At 75.0% G+C, this 16,683-nt stretch carries 17 protein-coding genes and 1 tRNA gene; 9 read left to right on the plus strand and 9 right to left on the minus strand.

Annotated features, from left to right (window positions below):
- Positions 1-79 precede the first annotated feature (79 nt).
- The 5 genes from MODMU_RS08785 (at position 80) to MODMU_RS08805 (ending at position 4,749) form a co-directional block, all read left to right on the plus strand.
- The gene (locus tag MODMU_RS08785) at positions 80-649 is read left to right on the plus strand and encodes a winged helix-turn-helix domain-containing protein (protein WP_014739870.1); all 570 of its coding nucleotides are present in this window, start codon (positions 80-82) and stop codon (positions 647-649) included.
- Entirely contained in the window at positions 646-1,950 is a 1,305-nt protein-coding gene (locus MODMU_RS08790) for an MFS transporter (protein WP_014739871.1), read from the plus strand. Before MODMU_RS08785 ends, MODMU_RS08790 begins: the two co-directional genes overlap by 4 nt.
- Before the next feature lie 89 nt (positions 1,951-2,039).
- The gene (locus MODMU_RS08795) at positions 2,040-3,542 is read left to right on the plus strand and encodes a CHAD domain-containing protein (RefSeq protein WP_014739872.1); all 1,503 of its coding nucleotides are present in this window, start codon (positions 2,040-2,042) and stop codon (positions 3,540-3,542) included.
- Positions 3,539-4,291 carry a ParA family protein gene (locus tag MODMU_RS08800; RefSeq protein WP_014739873.1) on the plus strand — a complete coding sequence of 251 codons (753 nt, stop codon included), beginning with the start codon at positions 3,539-3,541 and terminating at the stop codon, positions 4,289-4,291. Before MODMU_RS08795 ends, MODMU_RS08800 begins: the two co-directional genes overlap by 4 nt.
- Before the next feature lie 194 nt (positions 4,292-4,485).
- Positions 4,486-4,749, plus strand: coding sequence for an amphi-Trp domain-containing protein (locus MODMU_RS08805; protein ID WP_166503436.1), 264 nt, complete (start codon positions 4,486-4,488; stop codon positions 4,747-4,749).
- Between the two features lie 79 nt (positions 4,750-4,828).
- Here MODMU_RS08805 and MODMU_RS08810 read toward each other — a convergent pair whose 3' ends face one another.
- Positions 4,829-5,629, minus strand: a complete 801-nt coding sequence (locus tag MODMU_RS08810) for a bestrophin-like domain (protein ID WP_014739875.1) — start codon at positions 5,627-5,629, stop codon at positions 4,829-4,831.
- A gap of 184 nt (positions 5,630-5,813) precedes the next feature.
- A tRNA-Ile gene (locus MODMU_RS08815) sits at positions 5,814-5,887 on the minus strand.
- 342 nt (positions 5,888-6,229) lie between these two features.
- On the opposite strand from MODMU_RS08815, the gene MODMU_RS08820 reads away from it, so the two are divergent.
- Positions 6,230-6,697: a DUF3145 domain-containing protein gene (locus tag MODMU_RS08820; protein ID WP_231851861.1), complete on the plus strand. Its 468-nt coding sequence runs from the start codon at positions 6,230-6,232 to the stop codon at positions 6,695-6,697.
- A 143-nt stretch (positions 6,698-6,840) separates the two neighbouring features.
- On the opposite strand, the gene MODMU_RS08825 is transcribed toward MODMU_RS08820, so the two are convergent.
- The 6 genes from MODMU_RS08825 to MODMU_RS08850 form a co-directional block, all read right to left on the minus strand.
- Positions 6,841-8,256 (minus strand): acyl-CoA carboxylase subunit beta, encoded by a 1,416-nt coding sequence (locus tag MODMU_RS08825; RefSeq protein ID WP_014739877.1) that lies wholly within the window; start codon positions 8,254-8,256, stop codon positions 6,841-6,843.
- 45 nt (positions 8,257-8,301) lie between these two features.
- The gene (locus MODMU_RS08830) at positions 8,302-9,540 is read right to left on the minus strand and encodes a beta-ketoacyl-[acyl-carrier-protein] synthase family protein (RefSeq protein WP_014739878.1); all 1,239 of its coding nucleotides are present in this window, start codon (positions 9,538-9,540) and stop codon (positions 8,302-8,304) included.
- A gap of 58 nt (positions 9,541-9,598) precedes the next feature.
- On the minus strand, positions 9,599-9,844 hold the full coding sequence (locus MODMU_RS08835) for an acyl carrier protein (protein WP_014739879.1): 246 nt from the start codon (positions 9,842-9,844) through the stop codon (positions 9,599-9,601).
- A 103-nt stretch (positions 9,845-9,947) separates the two neighbouring features.
- The gene (locus MODMU_RS08840; RefSeq protein ID WP_014739880.1) at positions 9,948-10,916 is read right to left on the minus strand and encodes a beta-ketoacyl-ACP synthase III; all 969 of its coding nucleotides are present in this window, start codon (positions 10,914-10,916) and stop codon (positions 9,948-9,950) included.
- Positions 10,913-12,157 carry an acyltransferase domain-containing protein gene (locus MODMU_RS08845; protein ID WP_331437107.1) on the minus strand — a complete coding sequence of 415 codons (1,245 nt, stop codon included), beginning with the start codon at positions 12,155-12,157 and terminating at the stop codon, positions 10,913-10,915. The genes MODMU_RS08840 and MODMU_RS08845 overlap by 4 nt, the downstream gene beginning before the upstream one ends.
- 108 nt (positions 12,158-12,265) lie before the next feature.
- Entirely contained in the window at positions 12,266-13,450 is a 1,185-nt protein-coding gene (locus tag MODMU_RS08850; protein ID WP_014739882.1) for a PucR family transcriptional regulator, read from the minus strand.
- 44 nt (positions 13,451-13,494) lie between these two features.
- Here MODMU_RS08850 and MODMU_RS08855 point away from each other — a divergent pair, with 44 nt between their 5' ends.
- Positions 13,495-14,190 carry a phosphatase PAP2 family protein gene (locus MODMU_RS08855; protein ID WP_014739883.1) on the plus strand — a complete coding sequence of 232 codons (696 nt, stop codon included), beginning with the start codon at positions 13,495-13,497 and terminating at the stop codon, positions 14,188-14,190.
- A gap of 2 nt (positions 14,191-14,192) precedes the next feature.
- Positions 14,193-14,717, plus strand: a complete 525-nt coding sequence (locus MODMU_RS08860) for a pirin family protein (protein WP_014739884.1) — start codon at positions 14,193-14,195, stop codon at positions 14,715-14,717.
- 6 nt (positions 14,718-14,723) lie between these two features.
- Here MODMU_RS08860 and MODMU_RS08865 read toward each other — a convergent pair whose 3' ends face one another.
- Positions 14,724-15,338: a maleylpyruvate isomerase N-terminal domain-containing protein gene (locus tag MODMU_RS08865; RefSeq protein WP_014739885.1), complete on the minus strand. Its 615-nt coding sequence runs from the start codon at positions 15,336-15,338 to the stop codon at positions 14,724-14,726.
- Between the two features lie 59 nt (positions 15,339-15,397).
- Between MODMU_RS08865 and MODMU_RS08870 the strand changes: the two genes are divergently transcribed.
- On the plus strand, positions 15,398-16,609 hold the full coding sequence (locus tag MODMU_RS08870) for a M20 metallopeptidase family protein (RefSeq protein WP_014739886.1): 1,212 nt from the start codon (positions 15,398-15,400) through the stop codon (positions 16,607-16,609).
- The last annotated feature ends 74 nt before the right edge of the window (positions 16,610-16,683 follow it).

Here is a 16,683-nt window from a genome sequence, read left to right on the forward strand (position 1 = left end):
GCCCGGACCTGAAAGCGTCTTGCAGATCGGGCCAGGCGGGGTCATGATCTGAAAGGCCGTTTCAGATCAGGGGGTCATCGTGCCGGAGAACCGCCCCAGGCTGACCGATCCCGCCGTGCTCGACGCGCTGGCGCACCCGGTGCGGCTGGACGTGCTCGGCTACCTCATGTCGGCCGGCCCGGCCACCGCCTCCCAGTGCGCGCGTGCCGTCGGGGACACCCCGTCGAACTGCAGTTACCACCTGCGCGTGCTCGCCGCGCACGGCCTGGTCGAGCCCGACGAGTCGGGTGACGGCCGGTCCCGCCCGTGGCGGACCACCCTCACCGGGTTCTCCGTGGGCGCCGACGACCCGGACGGGGAGGCAGGTGTCGCCCGGATGCTCGCGGCCTCGGTGGAGCTGGACCACCACCTGGCGCGCGAGTACCTGCGCGGCCGCGACGACGTCCCGGAGCGCTGGCTCGAGGTCGACGCGCACGCGACCTACGGCCTCGCGCTGGCACCCGACGAGCTCGCCGACGTGGTCCGGCGCATCGACGAGATCGTGCGGCCCTACCTCCAGCCCACCCGCACCGACGCCCCGGCCGACGCAGAGCACGTCCACCTGGCGATCACGGCGTTCCCCCGGCTCCCCTTCGGCTCGCGGTCGTGAGCGCCGGGGCCGGCACGGAGACCGCGAAGGGGACCGACCGCCTGCGGGGCGGGTCGGCGATGGCCGTGCCCGCCTTCCGCCGGCTGTGGATCGCGGGCGTCGTCTCCGACGCCGGCGACTGGCTGATGTTCATCGCGCTCCCGCTGGTGGTGCTGCAGCTCACCGGCTCCGCGTTCGGCACCTCGATCGCCTTCCTGCTCGAGCTCGCACCCCCGGTCCTGCTCGCACCGCTGGTGGGCCGGCTGGTCGACCGCCTCCCGGGCCGGGGGGTCATGGTCGCGGCGCTGCTGGCCCAGGCCGGGTCGCTGCTGCCGCTGCTCGCGGTGCACGACCGGTCCGACCTGCCGGTGGTCTACGGCGTCATCGTCGCCCAGGCGACGTTCGCGACGGTCTTCGAACCGGCCAAGAACGCCGTGCTGCCGACGCTCGTGGGCCCGGAGCGGATCGTGTCCGCCAACGCCCTCGTCGGTCTCAACAACGACCTGGGCCGCATCGTCGGCGGTCCGCTCGGCGGCGTGCTGCTGGCGTTCGCCGGTCTCGGGGGTGTCGCTGCCGCCGACATCGCGACCTACCTGGTGGCCGCCGCCTTCGTCGCGTCCCTGCCGGGGCAGCGGGCGGCGCGACGCACGGAGGGCGCCGGCGACGTCACGGCGCGGCGGGGCGGCGGTGTGCTGCGCGCGCTGCGCGACCCGGCCACCGGTGTCCCGATCGCGATCGTCGTCCTCGCCGCCGTCGCCCAGGGGCTCTTCCTGGTGCTGTTCGTCTTCTTCGTGACCGACGTCCTCGGCGGCGACGAGGCCGACGTCGGTGTGCTGCGCGGCGTGCAGGCGGTCGGTGCGATCGCCGCCGGTGCGGCGCTGGGCGTGCTGGGCGCGCGGCTCGACGTCCTGCGGCTCACCCTCGTCGGCGTCCTCGCCTTCGCCGCGGTCACGGCGGTCACCTGGAACGTCTCGTTCCTCACCCACGCCCTGCCGCTGTACGCCGTCCTCTTCGGCGTGATCGGCGCGCCCGCCGTCCTCATGGGTGCCGGCCTGACCAGCCTGCTGCAGCGGGCAGCCCCCGGCGGGCAACTCGGCAGCGTCTTCGCGGCGCTGGGTCTCGGGCAGGCCCTCGGCCAGGCGGTCGGCATCCTGGCCGGCGGCGTGCTCCAGGACGTCGTCGGCACGCTCCCGCTGATGGAGCTCCAGGCCGGCTGCTACGCCGCCGCGGCCCTCCTCGCCCTCGTGCTGCTGCCGCGGACCGCCCGCCCGATCTCGCACGCTCCGGATGAGGAGCCGGGCGTCTCCGGTCCGGTGGGATGACGGCTGACGGGCGCGCCTCACCCCGGTGCCCGGGCGCGACCGACAGACTGCGCGACACCCGACCGAGGTCGGTGGACGGAGGAACGCCGATGAGTGGCGTGGGCGGCCAGCTCTGGGTCGGCCCGGTCCAGGCTGCCCTCGTGGCGTTGGCGGCCGAGTTCACGGTGGCCGTGGACCGCCCGGTCGCCACCCGCCGGATGTGGCTGGACAGCATCGACCTGCGGCTGTTCCACCGCGGGATGTCGCTGACCGCCGTCGAGGGCCCGGACGGCGGCGCGTGGACGCTGGAGCTCGGGCTGCCCGACGGTGCGACCGTCCCGGCCGGGCCCGACGCCCGCGGCTGGCCGCGTCTGTCGGCCGACCTCCCCGACGACCTGCGCCCGCACCTCGAGCCGGTCCTCGGGGTGCGCGCCCTCCTCCCGGTGGTCGAGGCATCGGGGACCTCCGCCACCGGCAGGCTGCTGGACGCCGAGGGCAAGACCGTGGTGCGGCTGGTCCACGACCGTCCGGCCACCCTCGCCGCCGGCCGCGGCGAGCTGCCCGGAGGGCTGTGGTTGGTCCCCCTGCGGGGGTACGACGCGGCGGGGGAGTGCGCCGCCCGGATCGCGCAGCGGGCGGGGCTGGTCCCCGACACCCCGTCGCGCTACCCGGCGGCGTTGCGCGCCGCGGCGGTCGATCCCGCACCGCCCCCGAGGGCCGTGCTGGAGCCCGGGCTCCCCGCTCCCGTGGCGGTGGCCAGGGTGCTGCTGTCGTTCCTCGGCGAGCTGGAGGCCGCGGTGGACGGCACGGTCGACGACGTCGACACCGAGTTCCTGCACGACCTCCGGGTCGCGGTGCGGCGCAGCCGCTCGGCGGTCAAGCTGCTCGGCGACGTCCTGCCGCCCGCCCTGGTCGCGTGGGCGACACCGGAGTTGAAGCTGCTCGGCGACCTCACCACGCCGTCGCGCGACCTCGACGTCCTCCTCCAGCAGCTCCCGTCCCTGACCGCGGGGCTGGCCGGCGGGCGGTGCGAGGACGTGGCACCGCTGGTGCGCCACCTGACCGCACTCCGCGCGGACGAGCGCCTCCGGCTCGTGGCCGGCCTCCGGTCGCCGCGGTTCGAGGAGTTCCGCTCCCGGTGGCGGGCGGCACTGCTGGAGCTGGCGACCTGGGACGGGCAGCCCCGCGCCGGGGCGGTCGCGGCCGAGGTGCTCGTGGAACGGCTCGATCGCGCCCATCGGCGGGTGCTCCGCCACGGCTCGCGAATCACGGACGCATCGCCCGCCGAGGACCTGCACGACCTGCGCAAGCGGGTCAAGGAGCTGCGCTACCTGCTGGAGGTCCTCCCCCCACCGACGGACCCGGCCGACGCCCGCGTCGCCGTGAAGGAGTTGAAGGCCGTGCAGGACGTGCTCGGGACGTTCCAGGACAGCGAGGCCCAGCGCGAGGCGCTGTACGCCCTCGGCACCGACCTGGTGTCCGGTGACGGCGCCCCCGTCCGGACCGTCTTCGCGATGGGGGAGATCGCCGCCCGGCTGCAGGAGGACCAGGACACGGCCCGGGCGCGGTTCGCCACCGTGTTCGAGCGGTTCTCCACGAGGTCGGCGCGGTGAAGGTCCTGGCCGCCTACAACATCAAGGGAGGCGTCGGCAAGACGTCGGCCGCGGTCAACCTCGCCTGGTTCGCGGCCCGCGACGGTCTGCGGACCCTGCTCTGGGACCTCGACCCGCAGGGCTCGGCCACGTACGTGTTCCGGGTCAAGCCCAAGGTGAAGGGCGGCGGTCACGCCCTGCTCACGGGCAAGCGCTCGGTGGACGACGGGATCAAGGGGACCGACTTCGACCGGCTGGACCTGATGCCGGCCGACTTCAGCTACCGCAACCTCGACCTGGACCTGGACTCCACGAAGCGCCCCACCGACCGGGTCCGCCGCCTGCTCGCGCCCCTGGCGAAGGACTACGACCTGGTCGTCCTGGACTGCCCGCCGAGCGTGTCCCTGGTGTCGGAGAACGTCGTCCACGCCTGCGACGTGCTGCTCGTCCCGCTGGTCCCCGCCAGGCTCTCGGTGCGCACCTACGACCAGCTCATCGACTTCGTCGACACGATGCCGGGGCGGAAGCCGCAGGTGATGGGCTTCCTGTCGATGGTCGACAGCCGCAAGAAGGCCCACCGCGAGTTCGCCGAACGGCTGCCCCAGGACCACGCGTCCGTCGTGCCCGAGGCGATCCCGAGCCGGGTGGTGGTCGAGCAGATGGCCGAGGAGCGTGCACCGGTCCCGGTGTTCGCGCCGGCCAGCTCCGCGACGGCTGCCTACGAGGCGCTCTGGGCACGGGTCCGGTCGCGCCTGGACGACGTCGGCTGACGCCCGGCGGGTCGCGGTGTCCGTCCGCGCGGCCGCACGTCATCACTCGCGCATGAGGTGGGCCGTCCGCGCCGGCGGGACGCTCGTCGCGTTCACCGGCGGACGGCTCCGTGGCCGCTGCGCCTGCCGGTCGCGGCGGCGTGGCGGAGGCGGACCCGTGTCCGGTCGTCGAGCAGGTCTGGACGGAGAAGCGGATGTCCGATGTCAAGGTCGAGCACAAGAGCGGGATCACCCGTTCCGAGCTGGCGCAGTGGATGGCCGACCTCGGGAAGGAGTTGAGCGGCGCGGGGACCGTGCACTTCCGCCTGGCGGAGAGCACGGTGGAGCTGGGGGTCCCGGACGACATCCGGTTCGAGGCCGAGGTCGAGGTCGACGGGGACACCGTGGAACTGGAGATCGAGCTGAAGTGGTCGACCGCGCGGAAGCCCGCGAGGACGACCGGCGAGAAGGGCTCCTGACCCGGACCCTCACGAGCGGCCGAAACGGGCGGCGTGTCACGTGCCGAGGACCCGGCGGTGACGGGGCGGTCGGTGGACCTCAGGGACCGGAGGGTGCCTCGGCCGCCGGCGGTGCGGACATGGAGGAGGCGACGTCGACGAGCGGCGTCGTCGGCACCTCGATCAGGCCGCGGGTCGGGCGGTCGAGGTCGAACGTGACCTGCAGGAGCAGGACCACCAGCAGGGCCGCGAGCAGCACCGCGAGCACGCCGCGGCCCAGCGTGGCGACGTGCAGGGCGAGGACGGCGAGTGCGACGGCGGCCAGCACGATCTCCACCACCAGCACTGCGGTGGGGACCCGGTTGGTGAGGCCGTAGACGCGCGTGGACTGGGCGTCGATCGTCTCGTTGAGGGTCTCGACGTAGAGGCGCGGGGCGCTCGCCTCGGGCGCCCGGTCCAGAGCGCGTCCGGCGAGTGACCACAGGATCCGTTGCTGCCGCTCGCTCTCGGCGACGGCGCGGTCCTGGGCCGGGCCGCCCGGGACCGTCTCACCGATGACGATGCTCGTCTCGGTGTAGGCCCGGAGCAGGCGCAGCGACTCCGTCCGCTCCGGCTCCATCAGGGTCTGCGCCCGGAGGTACGTCGTCCCGATGGCGTTCGCCTCGTCGACGACGTGCGCCCGCCTGGACTCGTAACGCCCGACGGCCAGACTGAGGCCGAACGCGAGCACCAGCCCCATGAAGCCGATGAGGGCTGCCTGCAGGACACCGAACGGCTCGCGGAAACCCTCCGAGCGCGCGCTCATCGCCCGTCCGGCGAGCAGCCCTGCGACCGTCGCGCCCAGCATGACGCCGGCCAGGAGCACGGCGAGCACCCACCCGTTCAGCCCGAAGAAGACCACGTCAGGGGTTCCTCCGCTCCGTCCGGTCACCGCAACCGGGGACGGTAGGGACCCGACCGCGGCCGCGGATCACCCTGGACGGAGGACCACGTGCCGCACCACGATCGCCGCGCGGTCACCCGGCCCCGGGTGGAACGGCGGTGGTGAGGACCGCGCCGGGGTCGGTGGCACCAGGTCCGACCGGTGGGGCGGGTGGGGCTCGAACCCACGACCCAGGGATTATGAGTCCCATGCTCTGACCGGCTGAGCTACCGCCCCAGGGCGTCACGCTAGCGTTGCGGGCAGCCGCCCTGGTGGGGAGCCCCCGCCCGCGCGACCGGTGGACGATCCCGGTCAGTTCTGTCCACGTGTCGCCGGCAAGATCGCGCTGACCTGCCCTGATGATCGCCACGGTGGACCTCTCCGGCCCCGGGCGTCTCATCGTCACCACTCAGCACTGGCGCACGAAGGTCACGATCCGGCAAACTGTCCCCGGTCGCTCTGAGAGCCGCCGGGGTACGACTGCAGTTCATCGCGAGACAGGTCCGTTGGGGAAGACGGAGTCAGTCGAGTCGATGGAGGTGCACCGTGCAGCGACGGTCAGCCCAGGGTGTCGTCTTCGTGCACGCGTGCCCGAAGGCTCTCTGCCAGCATGTCGAATGGGCGCTCGAGCGCGTGGTCGGCACGCCGGTCTCCTTGGCATGGGGTGAGCAGCCCGTGACTCACGGGTCCTACCGTGCCGAGGTCGCCTGGACGGGTGCACCCGGTACCGGGGCCAAGCTCGTCGCTGCCCTCAAGCAGTGGCCGATGCTGCGCTTCGAGGTCACCGAGGAGGCCAGCCACGGCAACGACGGCGAGCGCATGTCCTACGTGCCCGGCTACGGCGTGCACCGCTCCTCGATCAGCGCCAACGGCGACCTGATCGTCAACGAGCAGCAGCTGCGCCACCTCGCCGCCACGGCGAACTCCGTCGAGGCCTTCCGGCACGGCGTCGACGACCTCCTCGGCGCCGCCTGGGACGCCGACCTCGAGGCCTACCGCCACGCCGGCGACGGCACCCAGGTCACCTGGCTGCACCAGGTCGTCTGAACAAGGACCCCGCTGCCCCCCACGCCTCGCGAGCTCGGCGCGGGCCCCTGCAGCGGGGCCGGGGAACGGTCGAAGGGGCGCGGACCCCGAAGACGACGAACGGCCCGGCACCCACAGGGGTGCCGGGCCGTCGTCGTCCGTGCTCAGAGCGGGATGTTGCCGTGGGCCCCGCGGCCGGAGGGCGCCTCGGCCAGGGCGGCCACCAGCCGGCGCTTGGTCTCCGCCGGGGCGACCACGTCGTCCACGACGCCGATCTCCCGCGCCCGGTTGACCCCACCGGCGATCCGCTCGTGCTCGGCGGCGAGCTGCGCGTGCAGCGCCTCCCGCTCCCCGGGCTGGGCCGCGGCGAGCTTCTTGCGGTGCAGGATCCCGACCGCGGCCTTCGCGCCCATCACGGCCACCTCGGCGCCCGGCCAGGCGAACACCGCGGTGGCGCCCAGCGAGCGGGCGTTCATCGCGATGTAGGCGCCGCCGTAGGACTTGCGGGTCACCAGGGTCACCCGCGGCACGACCGCCTCGGCGAAGGCGTGCAGCAGCTTCGCCCCGCGGCGCACCACGCCGTCCCACTCCTGGCCGACGCCGGGCAGGTAGCCGGGGACGTCGACCAGCACGACCAGCGGCACGCCGAACGCATCGCACATCCGCACGAACCGGGCCGCCTTCTCCGCCGACGCGGAGTCCAGGCAGCCACCGAGCCGGAGCGGGTTGTTGGCGATCACCCCGACGGTGCGGCCGGCCAGCCGGCCCAGCGTGGTGATGATGTTCGGCGCGAACCGCGGGTGCAGCTCCAGGCCCGGCCCGTCGAGCAGCGCGGCGACCACCGGCTTCACGTCGTAGGCGCGGTTGCGCTGCTCGGGGAGCAGCGCCATCAGGTCGACGGCGGCCCCGTCCTCCGCCGGGGCGAAGCTGCCCTGCGCGGCGAGCAGGTCGACCGCCGTCCGGGCCGTCTCCAGCGCCTCGGTCTCGGTGTCGGTGACCACGTGCACGACACCGGAGCGCCGGCCGTGGGTGTCCGGGCCGCCGAGCTGCTCCTGGTCGACGACCTCGCCGGTGACCGAGCGGACGACGTCCGGGCCGGTCACGAAGACCCGCCCGGCCGGGCCCATGATCACCAGGTCGGTGAGCGCCGGGCCGTAGGCCGCGCCGCCCGCGGCCGCACCGAGCACCACGGAGACCTGCGGCACCCGGCCCGACGCCCGCACCATCGCGGCGAACACCTCGCCGACCGCGTGCAGCGCCGTGACGCCCTCGGCCAGCCGGGCCCCGCCGGAGTGCCAGATGCCGACGACCGGCACCCGCTCCCGCAGCGCGGCGTCGATCGCGTCGACGATGTGCCGGCAGCCGTCGACGCCCATCGCCCCGCCCATGATCGTGGCATCGGTGCAGTAGGCGATCGCCGGCGAACCGGCCACCGTGCCGCGCGCCGCCAGGACCCCGGAGGTGTCCCGGGGGGCGAGGGTCTGCATCGACCCGGCGTCGAAGAACCGGGTGAGCCGGTCCTCGGGGTCCCGCGGGTCGATCGTCGCGGCGGGCGGTGGTGCGGCGGTGACAGCGGTCATGAGCAGCTCCTCAGGGGACGATCCGGGTGTCAGGAGCAGCGGCGCTCATGCCGTCGTGAACACCAGGGCCATGTTGTGGCCGCCGAAGCCGAACGAGTCGTTCAGCGCGGCGGAGAAGGTGGCCTTGCGCGCCTCGCGGCGGACGATGTCCAGCGCCTGGATGGCGGCCCCGTCGTCCGGGTCCTCCAGGTTGGCCGTCGCCGGCACGACCTGGTCGCGCAGCGCGAGGATGGTGAACACCGACTCCAGCGCGCCGGCCGCGCCGAGCAGGTGGCCGGTCTGGCTCTTGGTGGCGGTGACCAGCGGGTGCTCGCCGATCGCGTCCCGGATGGCGGTGGCCTCGGCGAGGTCACCCAGCGGCGTCGACGTGGCGTGCGCGTTGACGTGCCCGATGTCGGCCGGGGTCAGCCCGGCGTCGCGGATCGCGGCGCCGATGGCCCGGGCCGCCCCCTCGCCCTCCGGGTGCGGCGCGACCAGGTCGTAACCGTCGGAGGTCGCGCCGGCGCCGGCCAGCCGGGCGTAGACGGTGGCGCCCCGGGCGGCGGCCGCGTCGGCGCGCTCGAGCACCAGGGCGGCAGCGCCCTCGCCGAGGATGAAGCCGTCCCGGCCCTTGTCGAACGGCCGCGAGGCGCGCTCGGGCTCGTCGTTGCGGGTGCTCATGGCGCGCATCGCGGCGAAGCCGGCCATCGGCAGCGGGTGCACGCAGGCCTCGGTGCCGCCGACGACGACCATGTCGGCCCGGTTGAAGCGGAGCAGGTCCAGCCCCCACCGGATCGCCTCGGCGCCGGAGGCGCAGGCGCTCACCGGGGCGTGCACCCCGGCGCGGGCGCCGATGGCCAGACCGACGGCGGCGGCCGGCCCGTTGGGCATGAGCATCGGGATGGTGAAGGGGGAGACGCGCTTGGGACCCTTGGTCTCCAGGACGTCGTCCTGGCCGAGCAGGGTCAGTGCGCCACCGATGCCGGTGCCGAAGACGACGGCGAGCCGCAGCGGGTCGATGCCCGACCCGGCGCCGTCGGCGTCCTTCCAGGCCTCCTCGGCGGCCACGACCGCGACCTGCTGGCTGCGGTCCAGCCGGCGGACGCGGACCCGGTCGAGCTGGTCGGCGGGCTCGTCGGTGAGCCGGGCGACGAGCTGGGCGGGGAAGTCCTTGGCCCAGTCGTCGGTGATCCGGCTGACCCCGGACCGGCCGGCCAGCAGCGACTCCCAGGTGGTGGCGACGTCACCACCGAGGGGCGTGGTGGCACCGAGCCCGGTGACGACGACGTCGGTGGGCGTGCTCATGGTCTCTCCTCTGGGACTGGCTGGCCGGACGGCCGGGATGGTGCGGGGGAGGGCTGGATCAGCCCTGGTTCTTCTCGATGAAGCTGATCGCGTCGCCGACCGTCTTGATGTTGGCCAGCTCGTCGTCGGGGATGGCGACGCCGAACTTGTCCTCGACGGCGGTGGCGATCTCGACCATCGACAGCGAGTCGACGTCGAGGTCGTCGGTGAAGGACTTCTCGGGGGTGGCGTCGGCGGGGGTCACGCCGGCCACCTCCTCCAGGATCTCGCCGAGGCCGGCCTGGATGTCTGCGGTGCTGGGCACGCGGGGTCCTCTCTACGGAGTTGGTGACGCCGGACCGGGGAGCGGTCCGCCGCCGTCGTCCGGGACTGGTGTCCCGGCAGCTGTGGGGGTCAGGGCAGGCGGGTCATGGCAGCCGCAGCACCTGGCCGGCGAAGGTGAGCCCCGCGCCGTAGCCGAGCACCAGGGCCAGGTCGCCGGACTTGGCCTGGCCGGACTCCAGCAGCGCGGTGAGCGCCAGCGGCACGGAGGCGGCCGAGGTGTTGCCGGACTGCACGATGTCGCGGGCGACGACGGTGTCCTCGCCGAAGCCGAGCTTCTTGACCATCGACTCGATGATCCGCAGGTTGGCCTGGTGCGGGGCGAAGACGTCGATGTCGGCGGCGGTGACGCCGGCCTTGTCCATCGCCTCGGTGAGCGTCTCGGTGAGCTTGGTCGTCGCCCAGCGGTAGACCGCCTGGCCGGCCATGGTCATCGTCGAGCGCCCGGCGGCGATCTCGATGGCGGTGTACTGGTCGCCGTCGCTGCCCCACGCCACCGGGCCGATGCCCGGCTCGTCGGCGGGCCCGAGGACGGCCGCGCCGGCACCGTCGGCGAAGATCACCGCGGTGGTCCGGTCGGTCATGTCGGTGACGTCGGTCAGCCGCTCGACCCCGACCACGAGCACGTTCCGCGCGTCGCCGGTGCGGATGGCGTCCGAGGCCATGCCGAGGGCGTAGCAGAACCCGGCGCACCCGGCGTTGAGGTCGAAGGCACCGGGGCGGGGGATGCCCAGCCGGTGCGCGACCTGCGGCCCGATGCCGGGGATGGGCGCGCGCAGGCTCGCGCTGGCCAGGATCACCAGGTCGACCTCGTCGGGGGCCAGCCCGCTCGCCGCCAGCGCCTTGCCGCCGGCGGCGCAGGCCATCTCGACCAGGGTCTCGTCCTCCGACGCCCAGCGGCGCTCGGCGATGCCGACCCGGGTCTGGATCCACTCGTCGTTGGTGTCCATCGTCTGGGCCAGCTCGTCGTTGGTCACCCGCCGGCGCGGCCGGTAGGCCCCGAGGCCGAGGATCTGCGCGCCGGGCGAGCCCGGCCGCGTCTTGATGCTGGTCACGAGACCTCCGGGTAGAGACGGGCGATGGGGTCGCCGGCGTCGACGAGGTCGCCGTCCTGGACCAGCCACTCGGCGAGGACGCCGTCGTAGCCGGCCGAGACCTTGACCTCCTCGCGGCGGCTGCGGACGCAGCCGAGCGGTGAGCCGGCGGGCAGGTGGGTGCCCTCGGGCACCTCGGCGGGGCTGACCGTGCCGCGGACCGGGGAGACGACGACCCGCCAGTCGGGGGCGTGCTCGCCCTCCGCGCGGCCCCGCTCGGCGGCGATCAGCTCGCGCGCCCGGTCGAGGTCGGCCGGGCCGCTGAGCGCCAGCACCTCGATGCCGGTGCCCTTCCACTCCCGCTTCGCCAGCCCGGCGAGCGCGCCGGCCGGGGGGAGCTCCAGGACGGCGGTGACGCCGAGGTCGCGCAGGGTGGCCAGGCAGGCGTCGAAGCGCACCGGGCTGGTGACCTGGCTGACCAGCCGGGACACGACCTCCGCGCCGTCGACGACGGCGGCACCGTCGGCGTTGGACAGCAGCAGCCGGCTGGGGTCGGCCGGGCGCAGGCCGCCGACCAGGCCCTCGAGCTCCTCGCGGGCCGAGGACATGTAGGCGGTGTGGAAGGCGCCGGCGACCGACAGCGGGACGATCCGCGCCTTGGCCGGCGGGTCGGCCTTGAGGGCGTCCAGCGCCTCCAGGGCGCCGGCGGCCACGACCTGCCCGCCGCCGTTGCGGTTGGCCGGGACGAGACCGTGCCGCTCGATGACGGCGAGCACCTCGTCGGGGTCGCCGCCGATGACGGCGGACATGCCGGTCGGCGTCTGGGAGCAGGCCCGGGCCATCGCCCGGCCGCGGACGGCGGTCAGCGCGATCGCCGCCTCGACCGACAGCACGCCGGCCAGCGCGGCGGCGGTGAGCTCGCCGACGCTGTGCCCGGTGATGACGACGTCGCGGCCGGCCTGGGGCGTGTGCACCACCGGACCGGGCATCCCGCCGAGCTCGCGGGCGATGAACAGGCTCATCGCCACCACGAGCGGCTGGGTGACCGCCGTGTCGACGATAGCTTCTGAAGTCCCCGTCGTGCCGAGCTCCAGCAGGTCGGCGTCGGCGATCGCACCGGCCCAGCGGAAGAACGACTCGGCGCCGGGGAGGTCGAGCCACTCGGTCAGCATCCCGGGCTTCTGGGCACCCTGTCCGGGGGCGAGAACGGCAAGCACCTGCTCACCGTGCCAGGCGGAGGGGCCTGCGCGGGATGCCGTCACCCACGAACAACACGGGGGTGTTCTTGGAGGATCCCTCCAAAAGGGAGCCCGGCAAGTCGAGCTGGGACCGCGTGTCGGTGGCGGAGACCACAACAGCGGGGTGCTGCGTCAGTGCCAGAGCGAGCGCTGGCCCTCCAGCTGACCGAGGGCCAGCGCGAGCTGCAGGGTCCACGCCCCGCGGGGGTCGGTGGCCGAGCACCCGGTCAACTCCGCCGCCCGCTTGAGCCGGTACCGGACGGTGTTGGTGTGCACGAACAGCGCCCGCGCGGTGGCCTCCAGGTTGCCGCCGTTGCCCAGCACGGTGCGCACCGTCTCCAGCAGCTCCGGGCCCGCGGACTGCAGCGGCGCGGCCACCTGCTCGGCCAGCGCGGCGCGGGCCAGCGGGTCGCCGTCCAGGGCGCGCTCGGGCAGCAGATCGTCGGCGGACACCGGGCGCGGCGCGTCCGGCCAGGCGGCGGCGGCGTGCAGGCCGGCCAGCGCGGCGGAGGCCGACTCCCCGGCGTGCGCCAGCGAGTCGACCCGCGGGCCGACGACGACCGGGCCGGCGCCGAACTCCCGGCAGACCCGGGAGGTGGCCGCGGTGAGGTCCGGCCCGCCGCCGAGGACGACGACCAGCTCGTCGGCGTGCACCCCGACCAGCACCTCGCAGCCCATCGAGCGGGCGGCCCGGCGGACGACGGTGCTCGAGTCGTGCTCGCCCGGAGGCGCCGACCCGACGACGACCACCACCGGCTCGGTCTCCGCCCAGCCCAGCGCGGCGGCCCGGCCGGGCAGCTCCTCGGCGCGGTCGCCGCGCACCAGCGCGTCGACGACGAGCGCCTCCAGCCGGGCGTCCCACGCGCCGCGGTTCTCGGCGTAGCTGGCGTAGACGTGCGCGACGGCGAAGGCGATCTCCCGGCTGAACTGCAGCACGGTCAGCCGCAGCCGGTCGACGTCCCCGGGCTCGGCGACCTGCTCGACCCGGTCCTCGACCACCTCGACGGTGACCTTGATGAGGTCGACCGAGCGCCGGAGCGGGACGGCGTGCATGAGCTCGCGCGGCGCGGCGCCGAACACCTCGCCGGTCAGCCGGGGCGGGCGCCCCGGGTTGCGGCACCACTCGACCAGCGAGGCGATGCCGGCCTGGGCGACGATGGTGACCCAGGAGCGCTGCGCGGCCGGCATGGCGCGGAACCAGGAGAGCTCCTCGTCCATCCGCGCCACGGCCTGGGTGGCCAGGGCGCCGGAGGCCCGCTCGAGCCGGCGCAGCGTCGCCTCCGACGGCTGGGTGGCCCCGCGCGCTGCTGCCTGCACGAGGCCAGCGTGTCACGGCGCGCGCCGTCGGGGATCGTGGAGCGGTGCAGACCGCCCTTCCGGGTCAGACCCGCAGCCGTGTGGCCTCCGTCGTCCCGGCCTGGCTGGCGGTGGGCGGGTCCGCGGTCGTGGTCGCGCTGCTGGCCTGGGCGGTGCTCGCCGGCCTCGACCCGCTGCTGGACGCCGACCGCGCGGTGTCCGACGCGCTCTACGCCGGCGACGGCCGGTCCCGGTGGCTGGAGCTGGTGCTGCAGGTCGCCACCGCGCCCGGGCTGTCGGCCAGCCGCGCGGTCGTGCTGCTGCCCGTCCTGGCCTGGCTGGTGCTGCGCCGCGCCGGGTGGACCGCGGCCTGGGTCTTCGTCGCCGCCGCCGGGATCAGCCCGCTGACCACCCTGCTCAAGGACGCCGTGGGCCGGCTGCGACCGCAGTTCGCCGACGGCGGGGCCGGCTACGCGTCCTTCGGCTACCCCAGCGGCCACGCCTCGGGGATCGCCGCGCTGGTGACGATCCTGCTGGTCCTGGCCTGGCCGCTGCTCGAGCCGCCCGCCCGGCGGGCCTGGCTCGCCGTCGGCGCGGCCCTCGTGCTGCTGGTCGGGCTCACCCGGATCTGGCTGGGCGTGCACTACCTGTCCGACGTGCTGGGCGGTTGGGCCCTGGGCCTGGGGTGGACGCTGCTCGTCGCGCTGCTCGTCGGTGCCCTGCCCGGGCACCGTGCCGCACTCCGCCCGAGGGAGATCTGACGATGCTCGACTCGCACGTGCTGCTCGCCCCGGACGACGGGTCGCTGGGGCCGTTGTTGCGGCTGGCCGACGACCGGCTCGGGCCGGGCGCCGGGTACGGGCGGCACGCGCACGCCGCCGTGGACGTCGTGGCGGTCGTGCTGTCCGGCTCGCTGCGGCACGCCTGGGGGCGGGAGGCGGTGCTCGGGCCGGGTGACGTCGCGGTGCTGCGGGCCGGCCGCGGCCTCGAGCACGACGAGGTGGCCGGGGCCGGGGGAGCGCACGTCCTGCAGACCTACCTGCGGTCGGCCGACCCCGCCGGCCAGCCCGCGCACGACGTCCTGCTCCGGCCGGCCGGCTGGGTGGACCTCGGCCGCGCCGACGCCCGGCTGTGGACCGGGGCGGCGGGGCCGGACGTCCCACCCGGGCTGCGGGTCGTCGTCCGGGACGGCGACGTCACCACCGCGGTCGGCGAGGGGCCGGTCGCCCCCGGGGCCTCCGTCTGCGTGTGGCAGCTGGACGCCGCGCGGCCGGCCTGGGCGCGCTGAGCCGGGTCAGAGGACGGAGAAGCCCGAGGCGGGTCCGGGGCGGCCGGTGGCGAGCAGCAGCAGGTCACCGGCCCGCCCGCTGGTGACCGCGAGGTCGGCGACCAGCGCGAGGGCCTGCGCCGCCGGGCGGGCGGGGACGTCCAGCGGGGCCGCCAGCGCCCGGGCCAGGTCCAGCGTGTGCACCACCAGCTCGAACGTCCGGGTCGGCAGGTAGTCCACCAGCCGCATGCCGCCGGCGATCGTGGTGAGCAGCTCGCTGCCGTCCCGGGTGCCGACCAGCGCCAGCACCCGCTCGGCGAGCTCGGCCACCGCCGCGTCCGGCTCGGGTCCGAGGGCCGCCCCGGCGTCCCGCCCGCGCGCCGCCACGGCGGCGGGGTCGCCGGCCCCGCGGACGGCGGAGAAGTAGCCGGCGGCAGAGCCGACCTCGACGGTGGCGGCCGGACGGGCGAGGTAGCTCTCGACGGTCAGCAGCGCCCGGCTGGTGTGGCCGACCAGGGCGCGGACGTCCCACTCGCCCAGGCCGGGCTCGGCCCACCGGTCGTCCACCAGCGCGACCGTGCGCACGAACCACCCCGCGGCGTCGGTGAACGCCGTCCGGGCCTCGGGCCAGCTCGCCACCATGGCCGGAGACTAGCGGCTCGGCCTCCCCGGATCCTGAGCGTTGCTACAGACTGGGCGGCATGCCCGCAGACACCACCGCAGCCGCTGACCTGCTCGCCGCCGCCCGCGCCGACGCCGCCCGCACCGTCGACCTCCGCCGTCGCCTGCACCGGCAGCCCGAGATCGGCCTGCAGCTGCCGAAGACGCAGGCGATCGTGCTCGAGGCCCTCGCCGACCTGCCGATCGAGGTGAGCACCGGCACCAGCATCAGCTCGGTGGTCGGCGTGCTCCGCGGCGCCCGCCCCGGCCCGACCTACCTGCTCCGCGGCGACATGGACGCCCTGCCGGTGCAGGAGGACACCGGCCTGGACTTCGCCTCCGAGGTGCCCGGCGTGATGCACGCCTGTGGGCACGACACCCACGTCGCGATGCTGCTCGGCGCCGCCCGGCTGCTCAGCGAGCGCCGCGACGCCCTCGCCGGCCAGGTAGCGTTCATGGTGCAGCCGGGGGAGGAGGGCCACCACGGTGCCCGGTTCATGCTGGACGAGGGGCTGCTCGACGTCGTCCCGGAGGCGCCGGTCAGCGGCGCGTTCGCGCTGCACGTCTCCACGATGTGGCGCAGCGGGACGATCAACGTCCGGCCCGGCCCGATGATGGCCTCGGCGGACCAGTGGACGGTCACCGTGCACGGCCGGGGTGGGCACGCCTCGACCCCGCACCTGTCCGCCAACCCGGTGCCGGTGGCCGCCGAGATCATCCTGGCGCTGCAGTCGATGGTCACCCGCCGCGTCGACGTCTTCGACCCGGCCGTGGTCACCGTGGGGCACCTGGAGGCCGGCCGGACCGACAACGTCATCCCGGAGACCGCGCTGGTGCACGGCACGATCCGCACCCTCTCCGCGGAGCGGCGGGCCGACGTCCTGGCCTCGGTGCAGCGGGTCGGTGAGCACGTGGCGCTCGCGCACGACATGACGGCGGAGTTCGTGCACGTCGAGGGCTACCCGGTGACCGTGAACGACGCCGACGTCGCCGCCCAGGTGACCGCGACGGCCGCCGCGCTGCTCGGCCCGGAGAACAGCGCGGTCATGCCGGTGCCGCTGATGGGCGCCGAGGACTTCTCCTACGTACTCGAGCGGGTGCCCGGCGCGATGGCGTTCCTCGGCGCCTGCCCGCCGGAGCTGGACCCGGGCACCGCGCCGGGCAACCACTCCAACCTCGTCCGCTTCGACGAGGACGCGCTGCCGAACGGCGTGGCCATGTACGCCCAGATGGCCCTGCAGGCCCTCGCCTGACGCGGGCTGGTGCGCGGGCAGTGATCAGGTCACCTGATCACTGCCCGTCCTCCCGCACCAACGCGGGTGCGGGA

This window comes from Modestobacter italicus, assembly GCF_000306785.1.
GTDB classification, from domain to species: domain Bacteria; phylum Actinomycetota; class Actinomycetes; order Mycobacteriales; family Geodermatophilaceae; genus Modestobacter; species Modestobacter italicus.